This is a genomic window from Acinetobacter sp. P1(2025), from assembly GCF_051390655.1.
Taxonomy (GTDB): domain Bacteria; phylum Pseudomonadota; class Gammaproteobacteria; order Pseudomonadales; family Moraxellaceae; genus Acinetobacter; species Acinetobacter junii.
Genome location: NZ_JBPKBJ010000001.1, coordinates 61334 through 79192, shown reverse-complemented (window position 1 = coordinate 79192; position 17859 = coordinate 61334). Strand labels below are relative to the sequence as shown.

Below are 17859 nucleotides of genomic sequence, written 5' to 3'. Positions count from 1 at the left end.
GAAGTCACTCAGGAAGATTTAGAAAAATAACGTTGATGCGGAGCATCGTGTAACAGGAAGGTCAAGATGACTACACTTCATACGGTATCTTTTAAACGAACTGTTTTAGCGACACTAATCGGTTTGTTTCTCAGCAGATATTCCTTTGCATTACAGGAAATTTCTGATGATGCTTTAAGCCAAACAACTGGTGAAGGTATTGCAATCTTACCAACGGATTACTCTTTTGTTCTTCGTGGAGATAACACTGGTAACGAAACTTCTTTGACTGATAGAAGTAAAGATACTGGTTATATTCATTATATTCCAGTAGGTGGATTAACTTCCATCGTCCAAGATACGAACAAAGATGGGGCTGTAACAGCAACTGATCATTCTGTGGGTAAAGCTGATCTTTATTTATATGGTTTAGCATTATCTAAAAATGATAATGATACTAACAATCGCTTTGGTTCTAAAATTTCAAGTTGGGGTACAGCAAATAACCCTTGGATTTTTAAAGCAGCAACTGCAAATAACGTTCCTGACTTTGCTGGGGGGAATGGAACGATTACATATTTAAATTTTGAAGCACCATTATATGAAACTGGTACGAAAACTGGTGTGGATGCTTATAATTTAAAATTAGCATTATGGGCAGATGCTTTCGTACGTGACCAAAGCAAAACAGAGGGGCATGCTGACCAATTTAACCTTGGTGAGGGCTTTAGTACTACTGCCAGCGGGCGTGCTAATCGCTTGCGTTTACAAGCAATAGCCAATGGTTTTGGGGTGAATGGTAGTAATTTACAAGTTTTCCAAACATTAGGTGGTTCAAATAATAATAATGGTATGAGTGCTTTTTATAATAATACATTAGGCATAGCTGGAGTTCTACGGTTTAATAGTGGTGATGCTCAAAATCTAAAAGCAACTTTTACGGATACAGAATTAGGTAGCGTTGGCACACCATCTGCATGGACAACTATTCACAATGGGCAAGACTCAGTACTAGGTACATCGAAAACAGCATCAACTGGTGATTGCGGTAACGCAGGAACAGGGGCGTTTAATAGTACATCTCCAGGTTGTTTGTTTATCGTGCAAAAACAGACACGTACTGATACGCGTCAAATCAAACGAGTGTGGAGTGTGCCAACTAATAGTGTCTTAAGGTTAAGTACGCGAGAAACAACGGATACAGCAGGTTTGAGTACACCAGCGCTAAATGGTACTGGTGCACCGACTTTTGATGCAAATGAAGGTGTATTTATCTATAATCCGAACATTAATCTTGTGTTAGGAAATCTGTACCAACCAGTCATATTAGGTTCCGATGGTCGTAACTTTAGTTTGGAAATCGCACGTATACCTAATAATCCTGCTATCTATAAAAAAATATATACTGACTATACAGGTAGTGATCCAACTTATTTAGGTTCCACTTGTAATATTTATCAATGTGGTACAAGCGAAGTTTCAGGTTATCAAGGTGGCTCACCTCGAACTGATTACTCAACAACAGCCCTTAATAATAAAAAATTAGCAACTCATAGTAGTATTAGTATTGGTTCTGTTTATAGTTCAGATGGAGGTAAGACGCTCACAGCTTATAAAGGTACTGCTGGCGTGGATGATGCGGTTGGGATATCTTTTGGTAATTTGCAAAATCCAAATGGTTTTATTAGTAATATCACTACAAATACAGCATCGCAAATACGTTATGCACAACGTGAGATGAATACTTCAACATGGATCACTAATAGTAGATGCACTAGTACATCATGGGGAAGTTGTAATGGTGTAACTAATACCACGGGTTCTTTATATCAGTGGCAGTATTATAATGGTTCAGGATCGCTAATAAATTCAGTTAATGGTTGGACCAATACACCAACCAGTGCAACATTATGTACGAATGGTGGTTCAACAACATGTAATAACAGTGCAGCAGTAACCACAACACCTTTATATGGAACCATTGCTAACCGTACATGGTCAGATACGGCACTCAATGGAGCAGGTTGGCGGACTGCTGCTAATGCAAACCTAAATAATTTTATTGGTTCATCTAATGGAACAACTGGTTATGTGATTCCAGCAACAAATACAGCCCCAACTCCAATAGTACCTAATAACAATATGGGCTCTGCTGTAATCGATGGTTTGTTGATTCAACATTTAAAAATTACGACTACTGGTCTATAACGGGAGTTTAAATATGAAAAAAATAATCCCTTTGTTCCTATTGTTTATTACACATTTATCTCATGCTGAATTACAAGCTTTAGATAACCAAACCTTGCAATCGATACAAGGGCAAGGTGGGGCTGATTTATCTCTTAAGCTATCTATGAATCATAATATTTTAAGTGACGCTGATTTACTTGCAGGGGTTGCTCCTACATTTAATTGTGATCCTGCTCGCTTGGAGTATTGTCGATTAGCGATTTCTGTGAATAAGCGGTTTGTACAACAAGGCACAGCAGGTGCAAATGATCCAGTTTGGTCGATGGCTGCTAGTGATCCCGATATAAATAACAAAGGTCGTAAGCTTTGGGTTGTTTTTAAAGGTTTACAGGGAACAATTAATATTCAAAAAATTGGTTTAGATGCCATAGACCTACAATATACTGCAAAAACTGGTGGTAGTACTGTCACTAAACCTGTAATGCAGTTTTCGTTTGATGGTACAAAACCAATTCAAATTCGTAATTTTGGTTTTAATGCTTTATCTATCGAGCAGGATACTGGTACGGTTCTATCCTATTATGATACAAGTGGAAAATTGATTGAGGGAACAACGACAAATCCCCAAGATTATGGTTTCTTAAAGACGGGAACTTATAGTGCGGTTCCACAAAGTACAGGCGCTAATGGTACAACAGCCAACAATTATGATGTAGGACGGGAAAAGGGTTTTCTCGGTTTGCAAATGAATGGCAACCTTGCAATAGATGGAAAAGTCCAGATTTTTGCATGTAGTAATCATGCTCGTTGTTAAATTTTATTAGATTCAAAGGATTGAGCAATGAAAAAGAATAACCAAAAGCTACATAAAAAGTACTTCGTACTTACTACTTTAGCTGCAAGTGTTTTGTTAGTTAGTCATCCTTGTTATGCTTTGGAGGCGTTGGATGATACATCTATGCGCGACGTTAACGCACAAGATGGGTTAAATGTTAATTTAGATTTTAAAGAGTTGAATGTAGGGACTTTCTTTTGGCAAGATAATGCAGGACGTGGAAGTGTAGGAAAAGCAACTGACACCACCTTACGAGCTGAAGCTGAGAATTTCAAAATTCAATCGCATAGCTCATCACCAACAGTAAGACCTAATATCAATATCCAAATGAATACTGGTAGTGAATCTAATAAGGCAGGATTAGACTTCAATTTAAAAGTTGCGCCTGTTTTAATCAGTATGAATAAGTTTAAGGTTTGTGACTCAACAGCTTGTGGCAGTCCAGTCGGGGACATCGCGATACAAACTAACTCAGATACAAGTATTAGTTTTAAAACTCGAGACGGTCTTTTTAGTAAGACTGGCCAAAGTGAACTAACATTCGCTTCAAAAAACGCCAGTATATATCTAGGACAGACGACAGGATTAGCTCCAAGTCAAACTCTAAATCAATTAATTCTAAAAAACTTTAACTTTAACTTTTTTGCGAAAGGCGTGATGTATGTAGATGGTACAGAAGGCTTTATTGTTAGAACAAATGGTGCTAGTGCTTCTGATGCAGTTATTAACTACAATGCTGATGGCTCAGTAAATGTAGCTGCAAGTACTACACCGAGTTTAACACATGGTTATGTTGATTTTACTCGTGTAACAGATCCTGCTAATTCTGGAACTATATCTGGCAACACTTATTCTTCGCCAGCAACTAATTCTGGTCTAAACCTAGAATTTATGTTGAATCGTAATGTAAACCCAAATAATAGATATTCAGTAGACACAACTAAGACGCCAATAAATGGTCAAACTACATCAGAAACAGCCAAGGGTCTAATTCGCTTAGGTGCAAGTGGGCGCATGGTTAATGGTTCAATACAAGTTAGAGGGACAAATACGAATAGTAATGATGGATTTACTCGAACTGATCCTATTTATAATGTGGCATCTAATCAATTTGGTAGTCCTGACAATACTAATATTTTAGGTAAAGCAAATAATGCTGTTACGGCAGCAGGAACGCAGAACATTATTGGTAATACCGGTATTGCTTTTCGTATGAAAGCAGATTTTACCAAAAAAAATGATCCAATGTTGGGCGGTGATAATAGTAAAGCAACCACTTTAGAAATAGGTGGTGCTGGTTTTAATACTTATGGTTTTGAGTTTGGGGAACTAACTGGGTTGAATCTCAGAAATCGTGGTTCATTTGATACAGGTAATGTTTATCTCAATCTTGTTGATACAAAAACTGTTTTCTTGCCTGCCAATAAAGCATTACAAACCAGTCGTTATTGGAATGGTTCTTCATCTACGACATTAACAACAGATGCAGATTATATTCAAACCATTCATAATGGAACCACAGATCAGAATCCTTATGCACTTCTGGCTGCTATTCGCGGTGCAGAGTTTCAGGCATTTTCACGCAGCGGTCGTTTTACCAATAGTGCAAGAACGACAGGAACAACGATTCCTAAAATCAATGATACTGCAGGTAATACGTGGGGTTTAGCATTACCTTTCTATGATTTAAATGCAAATTTAGCCATGTATGGTACAACTGCTCCAGCAGATGCTTACTATTATGATTTAGGTGGAACAAGATACACAGTTGTAGCTGGTGCGGAGCGTTTAGGTTTTTCACTTGCCATGAGTACTACGGGTATGAATGGAAGTACAGATACTACTAAGCAAAAGACTACTTCAATCTTGTTATTAGATAATGCAGACATAAACTCAGTACGTTATATTGGTTTGCGTAATATCGATATGTTATTGCGCGGTACGGGAACAGTTGGGCTTGAAAATGGAAGTTTTAATGCTAGCTTAAAAGACATTTTGATTATCTTATCTGCACAAATTGCAGGAGGATATTTACCAGGAGCATTATATAAAGGGACATCTACACCGGCATCAGCTTCATCAGCGGACTTCTCAAATAATAATGATGTTTTGTTGTCTACTAAATTACGTTTAGATGGTAAGAAAATAGATCTTTCTTTAATACCAAATAGTGAATATACCAGTACTGACGGTAGTCGCTTGAGTGTTGTTGGTGAGTTAGAGCTTAAGGCTGTAAAAGATGGTGGGAAAAGCGCAATTCAGTTAAGTGATCCATTAGATGGTTCTACTGTAGGTTTCGATAATATCGATGGTAAAGTTGCATTTAATAATGCAATTATTATTTCACCAGATACTCGAGAGACATGTCCTACAGCTGGTTGTGATGGTATGGTTTCCTTTAAAGCAGGTCTAACTTTCAACCCAGCTGGAACAACAGGTATTGGAGCAACTGGTGGAGCAAATAGTGCAACAAATGCTGAAAAGATTGCGGGTGTATTAAGAGTTCGAGATATAAATCTTTATCCTCCAACAGTGGGAGCACAGCCACAACGCTTAGGTGAAATGGTGTTGACGGGTGGACGTATTACTGGTCAATTAGGAATTATTCCTCGAAACTAAGGATAGAATCTGATGAATAAAAATAAGATGCTAGGATGTCTAACTCTATTTTTTAGTCCTCTAGTAATAGCAATGCAACCAATGGATGATCAAAGTCTATCAGTTGCGACTGGTCAAGATGGTTTAAATATTAATGTAACTACCCCAAGCATTGAATTTAAACAAATGGCTGTGATTGATCCTGATGGTTGGGATACGAAGACGGTTGCTGCAACAGAATATCGTGGTAGAGCTGCGTTAGTACTTGCACAAAGTCCTAATTCAACTATGTCGAGTCCAACTATAACCGCAAAAGCTGCTGGTACTTCTACTAACTTAAGTCTAAATGCTGTTATTGATACAGATAAGGGGACTGGTACTAATGGTGCTTTCGCGAATATCGGGATAACTTTCGGAAATTTAGATGAGTTAGTATTTTCTAAATTCTCTATCTATACGGCTGGTGCAAATGCTGTATCAGATATGGGTTTGACAACTCCTGGTATTTATACGCAAAGAACCATTTTTGGTGGAACTACAGCAACATTAAATACAGGTGTTAAAGAGTTACTTAGATTAAATGACGGTTTGAATATAAAGTTTTTAGCTACGAATAAACCGAAAATGAATATTCAACTCGGAGCAGCGCCACAGGGTTACATGGTGCGTCTAGGTGGGGCGATTGATTCTATTTGTGGAGCTGGGACAGGGTGTAATATGATGCTAGTCTCTAGCTACGCTACTGAAACTGATCCAACAACAACAGCTATTGGTGCAAATTTTAAGTTTCAAATGAAAGCATCAAATCCTTTAACAGGTTTTCGTTTAGATAATTTTCATGCTGGTATTGAATCCGATGGTTTTGTTTTTGGAAATTCTGTAAACACGTGCTCTACAACACCTAGTACTTGTATCACCTCTGATGCAGTTGATTTATCATTAAATGAAATCAAATTAGGTAATGATATGACAACAATTCCTGCGGTTGGAAGTGCTAATTATCGATTTAATGGTTTACAAAATAGTTCAATTGGAAATGTTGGATTTAAAAATGCTTCAGTTACTGACTTAAAAATGAAAATTAGTGGTCTGTAATTAATCAAGAGCATTAGTAAAAAATAGGGAGTATCGCTCCCTATTTTTTATTTAAATATTCAAGAATATTCTCAAGTTGCTTTTCTCGTTTTACTAGGCTCCACAACTCTTGAGCTTCTGGATAGGCTTTAGTCATCATACCTAACCATTGCTTGTAACGACCAATCATTCCAATTTCAGTTTTGAATTGTCCGCTTAAAAAACGTTGTTGTAATACGACTAGCTCCTGCCATGTTAAAATCGCTTGGTCGCTATTTTCACGGATACAGAGTGTCAAATCTGGAGTTGTAACAGCACCACGTCCTATCATCAAATCCTGACAATTTGATTGTTCTAAACATGCTTTGGCATCAGCATTATTCCAGATTTCACCATTGGCAATTACATTGATTTTTAATGCTTCAGTAATCGGCTGGATTTTTTCCCAATAGGCAGGAGGCGTATAGCCATCGGCTTTTGTACGAGCATGAACTGTGAGCCAACTAGCACCGGCATCTTCAATAGCATGTGCATTATCGAGTGTATGGTTTTCATCTAAATAGCCGAGTCGCATTTTTGCTGAAACTGGAATATGTTTAGGTACAGCATCACGAACAGCTTTGACTAAGAGATGTACCGTTTCAGGTTCATCTAATAAAACTGAACCGCCGCGATGTCGATTGACTGTTTTAGCTGGGCATCCAAAATTTAGATCAATTGCAGGAGCACCGAGTTCAACGACTTTAGCAGCATTGGCTGCGAGCATTTCAGGATTATTTCCCAAAAATTGAACATGTACTGGTGTTCCAGCAGCTGTTTTACCATCAGTTTTTAGTTCAGGACAAAAACTGTAATAAATATGGTCAGGTAGAATGCTGTCAGTAATACGAATAAACTCAGTCACACACCAATCAAAACGACCAACATGAGTGAGGACATCACGCATAATTGGATCTGTTAGACCTTCCATAGGGGCGAGTGCGAGTTTCACAATGCATTACCTAGTTAAACAAAAACTGGTTTATACGCATTTTAAGAGAAGCTGTCTAGTTTTTATTGGGACAGTTAAATTAACGCCCTAATATCATTTCTAAAACAAATTTACTGCCAATAAATCCGATTGCTAGTAATACGAATCCAGTAATTGTAAATCGAATCGCTTTACGACCACGCCAACCAAATTTGTAATGTCCGATTAGTAAAGCTCCATATAAAAACCAAGAAATAATACTAAATGCAGTTTTGTGAGCGAGGTGTTGAGCAAAGAAATTATCAATAGTAAAGAAACCAAAGATTAGTGCAGCGGTGAGTAAACCAAACCCAGTAATAATTAAATCAAAAAGTAAGGATTCCATCACTTGAAAAGGAGGGAGCAGGTTGACCCAAATACGTTTTTTTTGTTTTTTCTTGAGTTCTCTGTCTTGAAACCATAATAGAACTGCTTGAATGGTTGCCATTAACAGAACCGCATAAGCGGACAAAGACAAAATAATATGGGTATCTAAACCGACTCCATGATGTTCAATGGTTTGATTGGATTGGCTCAAAGAAAACCCTAGGATTAGTCCAATCGCAGCAACAGGAATGCCGATTAAATTTAGAGGTAATATTGGGCGAATCAGACTTAAAATTAAACTTAGGCTTAACATCAGTCCAGAGGTAAAGGAAATGAGATTAAATACATCATAATTTACCCCTAACGGAGTAATCATATCCTGTGACAAGACAAGACCATGAAGTATCAATCCTAATACAACAATAAGACCATAACACCAAAGATTTGGAGTACGTTTTGACATTAAATGGATAAACAGATACCAGAATGAACTGGTATATGAGACAAGTGCCAAAATTGTGTAAACCAAGGGGAGACTGATCATGTCAAACCTTTTTTAGGGGGATGAATAATATTCACCATATAAGATATAAATTCGCTTCGAACTACAGTATCCTATAGCATCTTATGCATAAATTTTCTATTTTAAGAAAGATTTTTTTGCAACTAGCCATTTTAAGCGGATTTCGCAATGTTTGATACCTTAACAGAACGACTCACACAGAGTTTAAGAAATGTTACTGGCTCAGGGCAGCTGACCGAAGACAATATTAAAGATACCTTACGTGAAGTACGTATGGCACTTCTTGAAGCCGATGTGGCGTTACCTGTAACTCGTGAATTTATCGCGAAGGTGAAGGAAGAAGCACTTGGTCAAGAAGTAATGACTCAGCTTTCTCCAGGTCAGGCATTTGTAAAAATTGTCTATGATGAACTCACCAAAATGATGGGTGAGGCAAATGAGACTCTTGATTTAAGCGCAAAACCACCGGTTGTGGTCCTTCTTGCTGGTTTGCAAGGTGCTGGTAAAACCACGACAGCTGCAAAATTAGCGCGTTTCCTCAAAGAGCGCCAAAAGAAAAAAGTAATGACTGTTTCTGCCGACGTGTATCGTCCAGCAGCAATTAAGCAGTTAGAAACAGTATCAAATGAAGTTGGTGTTGGTTTTATTCCATCACAAGCGTCAGAAAAACCAATTGATATTGTCAATCGTGCGATTGAGCAAGCAAAAATTCAATTTGCTGACGTTTTGATTGTCGATACGGCAGGTCGTCTACATGTCGATGAAGACATGATGGATGAGATCAAAGAATTACATGCTGCTGTGAAGCCGACCGAGACTTTGTTCGTCGTTGACGCGATGACAGGTCAAGATGCTGCCAATACAGCAAAAGCTTTTAATGATGCTTTGGCTTTAACTGGTGTGATTCTCACTAAAACTGATGGTGATGCACGCGGTGGTGCTGCACTTTCTGTTCGTGCGATCACGGGCAAGCCGATCAAGTTCTTGGGTATTGGTGAGAAACTAGATGCGCTTGAGCCATTCCACCCAGATCGTGTTGCACAACGTATCTTGGGCATGGGTGATGTCCTTTCTTTAGTCGAAGAAGTTGAACGTAAGATCGACAAAGAAAAAGCCGAAAAAATGGCGAAAAAATTGCAAAAAGGCGGTACCTTCAACTTTGAAGATATGCTGATGCAATTTGAGCAAATGAGTAAAATGGGCGGCATGATGGGCTTCTTGGATAAGTTGCCTGGTATGAGTAATGCGGGCATTCAGGATGCAATTGAAAAAGCTAATCCTGAAAAGCAAGTTAAGCGTATGGAAGCGATTATTCAGTCGATGACGATTAAAGAACGTCGTAATCCTGATTTAATTAATCCAAGTCGTAAAAAACGTATTGCTGCTGGTTGTGGTATGGATGTTGCTGAAGTGAATAAATTGATCAAGCAACAAGCACAAATGGCGAAGATGATGAAGAAATTTGCGAATCCATCAGGTATGAGCAAAATGTTGAAATCATTGGGCAATATGCAGAAACAATTCGGTGGTGGTGGCGGTATGGGACCATTATTTGGTAACAACGATACCAAAAAATAATAAATAAAAGCCCATACTTTTATTAGAAGGCGCATTAGCGCCTTTTTTATTAACTGATGGTTGGTGTATAAAAAAGTTAGTGTATAAAAATAGTACAAAATTAAACACTAAACGTTTAGTAAAAATTAGATAATAAAAATTAAATATATGATTTTATTGATAAATGTAAACTATGTCACAAGATGTGAAAAATAAGGTTTTTATTTTGCATTGTGAAAATGCAAATCCAGAACAGCATTGGTATATCTGGTTAGAGCAACAACTAAAAAACATTGGTATCGCTGCTGAAAGAGTTGTTCTGGCTGATTCAAATCATCCTGATGCGGAGGTTTGGCAAACTTGCTTAGAGGCTCAATTAAATACTATTAATCAACAAAGTATTTTGGTTGCACATGGATTATCTTGTCTAGCGGCAGCGAGATATCTGGCTGATAAGCTCAAAGGGACATCTATTAAGGCAGCATTATTTTTAGCAGGTTTTAACGAAACAATTCCGCAACATCCAGAATGGAATCAATTTATTCAAGAAAATCGTTTCGAAAGCAAATACCTTCGAACGAATATCCTTCGACGTATCGTGTTTTTTTCAAGCAATGATCCTGTCGTGCCTGTGCCATACACATTCAAATTTGCACATTATATTAATGCACAATTGATTGAAGTAAGCCAAGCAGGACATTTTTGTGAGGATGATGGCTATCGTGAATTTGAACATTTATTTAAGGTAATTCAAACATTAGTAGCAGCAGAATTGACCTGAACATAATGTTTTAAGCCTTTTAAAAGTAAATCCGATTCGATTTGAGGATGATAATGCTTTAAAAATTTTTCAAACAAATTGGCATCACCACCTGTGAGTACGAGCTTTCTTGGCGATTGCTGCATGATTTGGTGAATCGTGCTAATCAAGCCCAAGAGAATGCCATGATGAACAGCATCAACGGTGTTATGTCCTGGATCTAGATTATCAAAGGCAGAATCTGGAATTTTGATACCCTTAGTGTTTTGAATCAGAGAGTCACGCTGTAAGTACAGATTAGGTAAAATATATCCACCTAGATGTTGAAAACCATCAATAAGATCAATAGTTAAAGCCGTTCCGCATCCAATGACACAATAGCTCTCATTCGGTTTAGCGGTTGCTAATACTTGCAACCATCGGTCTATTCCTAACTGACTTGGAACATCGTAGCCACATCGTAATCCAGCATATTCAGTATGTACTTTGGCAAAAATGACGGGTATTTCTAAAATATCTAGGATTGTTTTAATACGATGATTATTTTCACTGTCGAGAACAGAAGATACCCCAACGTGAGTAATGTTCTGATAACGAAAATGTTGAATAAGTCCTAACAACAAGTCGGCAGGCGATTGGAGATGTAATTCAGCAGCATGCTCAATAATTTGATCTTGCTGTGTAATCCAATATTTTAAACGAGTATTACCAATATCTAGCCATAAACTTTTCATCGCATTGTGATCCCTTAGTTAGATGCAAGACGTAAACGACCTTGATAGAACTGTTGTGTTTGATCTGATTTGATTATAACGGCACCATCATTCGAAATGCCTTGGAACTGACCATAGGTTTTACCTAGTGCATGTTCAAACTCTACAAACTCATTGATCCAAATCGCATGATGATTAAATCGTTCAGCTAGATTATAGCTACCATGTTCGAACCATTGTGCTGCTTGTTGAATCGCAACATATAATTCAGCAATAAGCTGAAATCGTTCAAGTTGCTGTAGTCCTAAATGATGTAGCGATGTAATTGATTGATCTGCATCTTCCACATTAGGGGTATTGATATTAATACCTACACCGACAATCGCTTGATTTGCAGAAAGTGGTTCAACTAAGATCCCCCCCCATTTCCCTTGTGAACTGTATAAATCATTTGGCCATTTGACGTTTAATGATAAGTTACGTAAGCATGGGATCTGTAAAATATTCAATGCAACTTCAAGTGCAAGTCGCCCATCAAGTGCTGTATTGGTTTGAATCAGTGTGCTTAAATAAACATTTCCATCAGGGGAAACCCATTCACGTTGGTGTTGACCACGTCCTTTGGTTTGTTGCGCGCTACACACAAGACCTGTTGTCATGCCTTTTTGAGCAAGCTCACGCATATCATCATTAGTAGATGTCGTTGTGGTTTTGAATAACACCACTTCTGGATATTGATTCTTTGCATTTAAGAGTTGCTGTAACTGGCGTGTTGCGAAATCATCCATCATTTTTTACAAGTAGAGTGGTCATGTATTCATGGAGTTAATCATATATTTGCTCATTGGTGCAATTGCTGGATTTACCGCAGGATTGTTTGGTGTTGGTGGTGGATTAATAATTGTTCCAATTTTATTTATTGTATTCACTCAGCTGAATTATGATCCTAATGTCATTATGCACATAGCTGTAGGTACATCACTTGCAACCATAGTTGTTACCTCAATCAGCTCAGTCATGGCGCATCATAAAAAAGGCGCAGTGCTATGGTCGGTATTTAAGAATCTAGCTCCAGGATTGATATTAGGCTCGTTTTTTGGGGCGGGAATTGCTGATCTCATGTCAGGACAACATTTACAGTTAGTGATTGGCATTTTTGCGGTTTGGATGGCTTATAAAATGTTTAGAGGAGCGCATGCACAGATTGATCCTAATAAGCATTTACCTTCAGCACCTCTACAATTTGCAGCAGGGGGCGGAATTGGTATCGCATCCGCGATTTTTGGTATTGGGGGCGGGAGTTTAACGGTTCCTTATCTCAATCGACATGGTGTAGTGATGCAACAAGCTGTAGCAACATCTGCAGCCTGTGGTTTACCAATCGCTTTAGCAGGTGCGATTGGATTTATGTGGTTTGGTGCAAAAGAACAAATTGATGTTCCCAATACGATTGGCTATGTACATGTATATGCTTTTCTGGGGATCAGTGTGATGAGTTTTATTACTGCCAAAGTTGGCGCTAGGGTAGCGCATCGACTATCAGCAGCGATGCTGAAGAAGTGTTTTGCAGGATTATTGGTTTTTGTTGGAAGCTACTTTATTTACAAAGGTTTAATTTAGTTCTTAATTTCATGTAATCATTACTATTACGTTGATTTAATAGGCTGTTTTATTCTAAAAGTGCACGTCATTTTGTTGACGTGTAACGACTAAAAAGAAAAGACTTTTTAGCCTAAAGATGGTGATCTTCGTTTGGAAATTAAGTTATGAACAATAAGGTTGTTTGCTTGTAACTACTTTTTCATTGGATAAGCGAACTAGGATGCTAGAATTTTAAATGAGACTTATTTTGCATAAATAAAAATTTATGAGAATAAGGTCAATAAAAAATCAATTAGAAAAAATGTTTCAGATATTCGGTTGATGCTTAGTAGAGTATCTAAATAATTGATCTTTAAATTATAAAAATAGATTATTAAGTCAAATTTAAAGGTGAAATAGTGTCTAAAAGTAGTGATTGGCTTAAAAAGCAATGAAATTGTCAGACAATGATATAGAATTTATAAGGTCAGATCAGTTAAAACAAAAAAGCGCAAACAGCATTGGAAAATGCGTATAACAAAGATAGCGAGGGGCTCATGAATCTCGAAGAGGCGGATAGTCTTTCTGAACAGATTGCAAAATATATTAGTGAACAAATAATTAGTGGTGAGCTTGTCGAGGGTGAACGCATTCAAGAATTGCGCATTGCTAAAGAATTAGATGTCAGTCGTGGCTCTGTCCGTGAAGCATTGTTATTACTAGAACGTACATATTTGATCGAGATTTTTCCTCGTCGTGGGGCGATTGTTTCTGAAATGTCTGCTCAGCAAGTCAAAGCTTTGTTTGATACCAATGTGATGGTTCTTGGGCATATTGTGCAGCGTATTAGTGAAACTTGGCGAGTAAATGAAGCTGAGCAACTACAAGAGTTATTGGATCAACTTGTCGAGTTTGTTCGTGCTGGTGATATAGAGAAATTCTATGATGCTATTTTTAAATATCTAGCAGAACAACACGAGATGGTGGCTAATCCTTACATGATGCAATTTTATAAGGAATTGTTGCCATCACTACGTCGTAGCTATTTTTTAACCTTAAATACATCGCGTCGAGAACTACAAGAATCATTTACCTTGTTTAAGTTAGTGATTGATGCAATTTTGATCCGAAAATCACAACAAGCTGCTTTATTTATGGAAGATTTTTGTCGACACTTGCGCAACCTTGTGTTGGAATCTCTAACACGAATGAAACAGATTGAATTGGCTTGGGCGAGACGCTCACGCCGTTAGTTAGGGCAGTATGCGTTTAAGCAGTTTAAAACTTTCAGGCTTTAAATCTTTTGCCGATAGTACCACTTTACATTTTAAGGCGAACCGCACTGCGGTAGTTGGGCCGAACGGTTGCGGAAAATCGAATGTGATTGATGCGATCCGTTGGGTTATGGGCGAATCCAATGCACGTCAGTTGCGTGGCGGTAGTATGCAGGATGTTATTTTTACAGGGACATCTAAGCGTAAACCTGTCGGTGTTGCCAGTGTAGAGCTGCGTTTCGATAATACATATGGAAAATTAGGTGGCGCATATAATGCATATAATGAGCTTGCTGTTCGTCGTCAGGTCACACGTGAAGGTAAATCAGAATATTTCTTGAATGGCACACGATGCCGCCGTCGTGATATTACCGATATTTTTCTAGGAACGGGTCTAGGACCACGTTCTTATGCAGTCATTGAACAGGGTATGATCAATCGTTTGGTTGATGCTAAACCTGAAGAAATGCGAGTGTTTATTGAAGAAGCTGCTGGCGTATCTCGCTATCAAGCACGTCGTCGTGAGACTTTGCAGCATTTAGAACATACTGAGCAAAACTTAGCGCGTTTGGAAGATATAGCGGCTGAATTAAAATCACAGTTGAGAACGCTAAAACGCCAGTCCGAAGCCGCCATCCAATATAAAACCTTAGAAACTCAGATTCGTACTTTAAAAATCGAAATACTGTCTTTCCAAGCGAATCAAAGTCAGAAGTTACAACAAGAATATACTGTTGAAATGAACGAGCTTGGCGAACGCTTTAAATTAGTTCGGTCAGAGTCGCATACAATTGAGCATGATTTAGAGGCGACAAGTGCTTTATTTCAACGTTTGATTCAGCAATCATCACCTTTGCAGCATGAATGGCAACAGGCAGAGAAAAAACTGGCTGAATTGAAAATGACTTTGGAGCAAAAGCAAAGCTTATTTCAACAAAATAGTAGTAGTCTGATTCAGCTTGAACAACAAAAACTTCAAACTAAAGAACGATTACAGCTTTCTGAACTTCAGGTTGAAACTTTAACTGCACAATATGATGAGCAGAGTGAAGCCTTAGTTGAATTGGAGCAGCAAACACAATCGACCGAACATCACTTTAGTGATCTTCAGGCGCAACAAAAACAAGCACAACAACAATTTGAACAAATTAAAACCCAAGTTGATCAGCAGCAACAAAAAAAGTTGCAAATGGCGGCACAAATTGAACAGCTTGCTAAAAATGTGCAACGAATCGAACAACAAAAGCAGACTTTGCAGAACCAAAGTAATCAGATTCGTGCACAGGTTCAGTATGATGAGCAAGCGCAACTAGAACAATTACAGCAGCAATTACAACAAGAAATCATTATTTTAGAAACCGAAATAGAGCAATTTCAACAAAATACAAAGATTTTGCAGGATCAACAACAGCAAGATAAAACCAATCTACAGAGTTTAAAAACAGAAATTCAAGTTCTATTGGCTGAACAGAAAAATTTGAATCAATTGCTGGCGAAGCAGAGTCCAAAACAAAATCAAAATGCTGTTCGATTGATGCAAAGCTTGCGCTTAACAACTCAAGGCAAATCTCATGCTGTGATCATTGAGAAATTTTTAGCTAAATGGTTACAAGCACAGTTGATCGAAAGTGGACAAACATTCCAAGAAGATGTGGCACGTCAGTTAAAATCATCCACGCAGCAAAAGATTCAAATACAACAACTGCGTCGTTTAAATGATTTTATTGAAGCTCCACAATCTTCGCTCTGGGCAAATGTTGCCGTTGCAGATGATTTAACAATAGCATTGAGTTATCAGTCTAATCTTATTCATGCACAATCAATTTTGACGCTTGATGGTTATCATGTCGGGGCTGATTGGGTGATCGCTCTGCACTATGATGAAGATAGCCAAAGTGCACAGGGCATGCTAAGCCATCAAGTGCGTTTAGAGGAAATCGAACAACAACTTGCAGAAATGCAGCCACAATTACTTGAGATAGAAAACCAATTTTCTGTTCAACAACAAACTTTGCAGCAACAGCAACAACATTTACAGCAACAGCAACAAAGCCAAAAACAAAAGCAAAAAGAATTACAACAACTCGATGTGCAAATTGCTAAATTACAAAGTACTGCACAGGCTTTTGTATTGCAGCAACAGCAATTGGCAGATCAACTAAAACAATTGGATTTGCAGCTTGAAGAAGATGCGATGCAGCGAGATGATCTAGAAATTGATCTGCATGCACTAGCAATTAAATTAGAAGCGGTATTACCGAACTATAAAACTTTGCAGTTTCAGGTTGAAAGTATAAATGAGCAGTTAGATGAGCAACAACAACAGTTGACTCAACAACAACAACAACGTGAAGTATTACGCCAGCAGACTTCACAAGCCAATCAACAGATTGAGTTGTTGGAAAAAGATATTTCTTTTTTAAAGACACAATATCGACAAATTATTGAGCAAATAGAACAGGCAAAGAAATTTGTTGATCCAATTCAACTCGAGTTACCTAACCTCGAATCACAATTCCAAGAGCAGTTCCAGCAAACTGAAAAATTGCAAAAAAATTGGAATGAATGGCAGCTTGAATTGAATCAAGTACAAGAAAAGCAGCAACAACTGACAGAGCAACGCCATCAAGCCCAACAAAAAGATGAACAGGTGCGTGAACAGTTGGAACAAAAACGCTTGGCATGGCAGGCAGCTAAGTCAGATCGTGAACATTATTTAGAACAACTCAAAGAACTTAATTCCGAACCTGTATCTGATCTGTCGATTGAAATTAAAGAGCATCAGCAAAAACTGGAAAAAGCACAACAACAGTTTGAGAAAATTGGCGCAGTTAATTTAGCAGCTTCTCAAGAGTACGAAGAGGTGTCACAGCGTTTTGATGAGCTTAGCCATCAGATGCAAGATTTGCAAAATACTGTTGACCAACTAAAAGATGCAATGAAAAGCATTGATCAAGAAACACGAAAGCTATTTATGACCACCTTTGATCAGGTCAACCAAGAGCTACAAGTATTGTTCCCTAAAGTTTTTAACGGCGGTGAAGCTACTTTGAGTCTTGAGGATGACTGGCAGTCAGGTGTCAAATTAATGGCTCGACCACCAGGCAAACGTAATAGCTCGCTCGCATTGCTGTCAGGCGGAGAAAAAGCACTCACGGCTTTAGCTTTGGTGTTTGCGATCTTTAGATTGAATCCAGCGCCTTTCTGCGTTCTAGATGAAGTAGATGCGCCATTGGATGATGCGAATGTACAACGGTATTGTAATTTGGTAAAAGAGCTTTCTGAACAGGTACAATTCATTTACATTACACATAATAAATTGGCGATGACAATGGCAACTGATTTATTGGGAGTGACCATGCCAGAGCCAGGTACATCAAAATTAGTGACTGTCGATTTAGAACAGGCAAAAGAATACGGGTTAGTTGCGGAGTCCTAA

The 17859-nt window shown here is 38.1% G+C and carries 13 protein-coding genes; 9 read left to right on the top strand and 4 right to left on the bottom strand.

Annotated elements, in window-relative coordinates; translation table 11 throughout:
• Positions 1 to 66 precede the first annotated feature (66 nt).
• Genes ACSC97_RS00400 through ACSC97_RS00385 form a run of 4 tightly spaced genes read left to right on the top strand, consistent with a single transcriptional unit; the run spans position 67 to position 6697 of the window.
• The gene (locus tag ACSC97_RS00400; protein ID WP_436658606.1) at positions 67 to 2187 is read left to right on the top strand and encodes a hypothetical protein; all 2121 of its coding nucleotides are present in this window, start codon (positions 67 to 69) and stop codon (positions 2185 to 2187) included.
• Positions 2188 to 2200: 13 nt separating this feature from the next.
• Positions 2201 to 2983, top strand: coding sequence for a hypothetical protein (locus ACSC97_RS00395; protein WP_404228217.1), 783 nt, complete (start codon positions 2201 to 2203; stop codon positions 2981 to 2983).
• A 27-nt stretch (positions 2984 to 3010) separates the two neighbouring features.
• On the top strand, positions 3011 to 5623 hold the full coding sequence (locus ACSC97_RS00390) for a DUF6160 family protein (protein WP_436658603.1): 2613 nt from the start codon (positions 3011 to 3013) through the stop codon (positions 5621 to 5623).
• Positions 5624 to 5635: 12 nt separating this feature from the next.
• Positions 5636 to 6697 (top strand): pilus assembly protein FilA, encoded by a 1062-nt coding sequence (locus tag ACSC97_RS00385; protein ID WP_129261977.1) that lies wholly within the window; start codon positions 5636 to 5638, stop codon positions 6695 to 6697.
• A gap of 40 nt (positions 6698 to 6737) precedes the next feature.
• On the opposite strand, the gene ACSC97_RS00380 is transcribed toward ACSC97_RS00385, so the two are convergent.
• Together ACSC97_RS00380 and ACSC97_RS00375 are read right to left on the bottom strand one after the other, a co-directional pair.
• Positions 6738 to 7667, bottom strand: a complete 930-nt coding sequence (locus ACSC97_RS00380; protein ID WP_004960223.1) for a tRNA dihydrouridine synthase — start codon at positions 7665 to 7667, stop codon at positions 6738 to 6740.
• A 79-nt stretch (positions 7668 to 7746) separates the two neighbouring features.
• Entirely contained in the window at positions 7747 to 8556 is an 810-nt protein-coding gene (locus ACSC97_RS00375; protein WP_005403133.1) for a cytochrome C assembly family protein, read from the bottom strand.
• Positions 8557 to 8703: 147 nt separating this feature from the next.
• Here ACSC97_RS00375 and ffh point away from each other — a divergent pair, with 147 nt between their 5' ends.
• Positions 8704 to 10113, top strand: a complete 1410-nt coding sequence (ffh, locus tag ACSC97_RS00370) for a signal recognition particle protein (RefSeq protein WP_004914148.1) — start codon at positions 8704 to 8706, stop codon at positions 10111 to 10113.
• Between the two features lie 172 nt (positions 10114 to 10285).
• Complete coding sequence (locus tag ACSC97_RS00365; RefSeq protein ID WP_436658600.1) at positions 10286 to 10873, top strand: RBBP9/YdeN family alpha/beta hydrolase; 588 nt, start codon at positions 10286 to 10288, stop codon at positions 10871 to 10873.
• Here ACSC97_RS00365 and ACSC97_RS00360 read toward each other — a convergent pair.
• Both ACSC97_RS00360 and ACSC97_RS00355 read right to left on the bottom strand, forming a co-directional pair.
• On the bottom strand, positions 10843 to 11586 hold the full coding sequence (locus ACSC97_RS00360; protein ID WP_125298939.1) for a pantothenate kinase: 744 nt from the start codon (positions 11584 to 11586) through the stop codon (positions 10843 to 10845). The genes ACSC97_RS00365 and ACSC97_RS00360 overlap by 31 nt on opposite strands.
• A 14-nt stretch (positions 11587 to 11600) precedes the next feature.
• Positions 11601 to 12353 carry a biotin--[acetyl-CoA-carboxylase] ligase gene (locus ACSC97_RS00355; protein WP_171065676.1) on the bottom strand — a complete coding sequence of 251 codons (753 nt, stop codon included), beginning with the start codon at positions 12351 to 12353 and terminating at the stop codon, positions 11601 to 11603.
• 31 nt (positions 12354 to 12384) lie between these two features.
• Between ACSC97_RS00355 and ACSC97_RS00350 the strand changes: the two genes are divergently transcribed.
• The 3 genes from ACSC97_RS00350 (at position 12385) to smc (ending at position 17859) form a co-directional block, all read left to right on the top strand.
• Positions 12385 to 13185, top strand: a complete 801-nt coding sequence (locus tag ACSC97_RS00350) for a sulfite exporter TauE/SafE family protein (RefSeq protein ID WP_075696164.1) — start codon at positions 12385 to 12387, stop codon at positions 13183 to 13185.
• 518 nt (positions 13186 to 13703) lie between these two features.
• Entirely contained in the window at positions 13704 to 14399 is a 696-nt protein-coding gene (locus tag ACSC97_RS00345) for a GntR family transcriptional regulator (RefSeq protein ID WP_004960197.1), read from the top strand.
• 10 nt (positions 14400 to 14409) lie between these two features.
• Positions 14410 to 17859, top strand: a complete 3450-nt coding sequence (gene smc / locus ACSC97_RS00340) for a chromosome segregation protein SMC (RefSeq protein ID WP_436658596.1) — start codon at positions 14410 to 14412, stop codon at positions 17857 to 17859.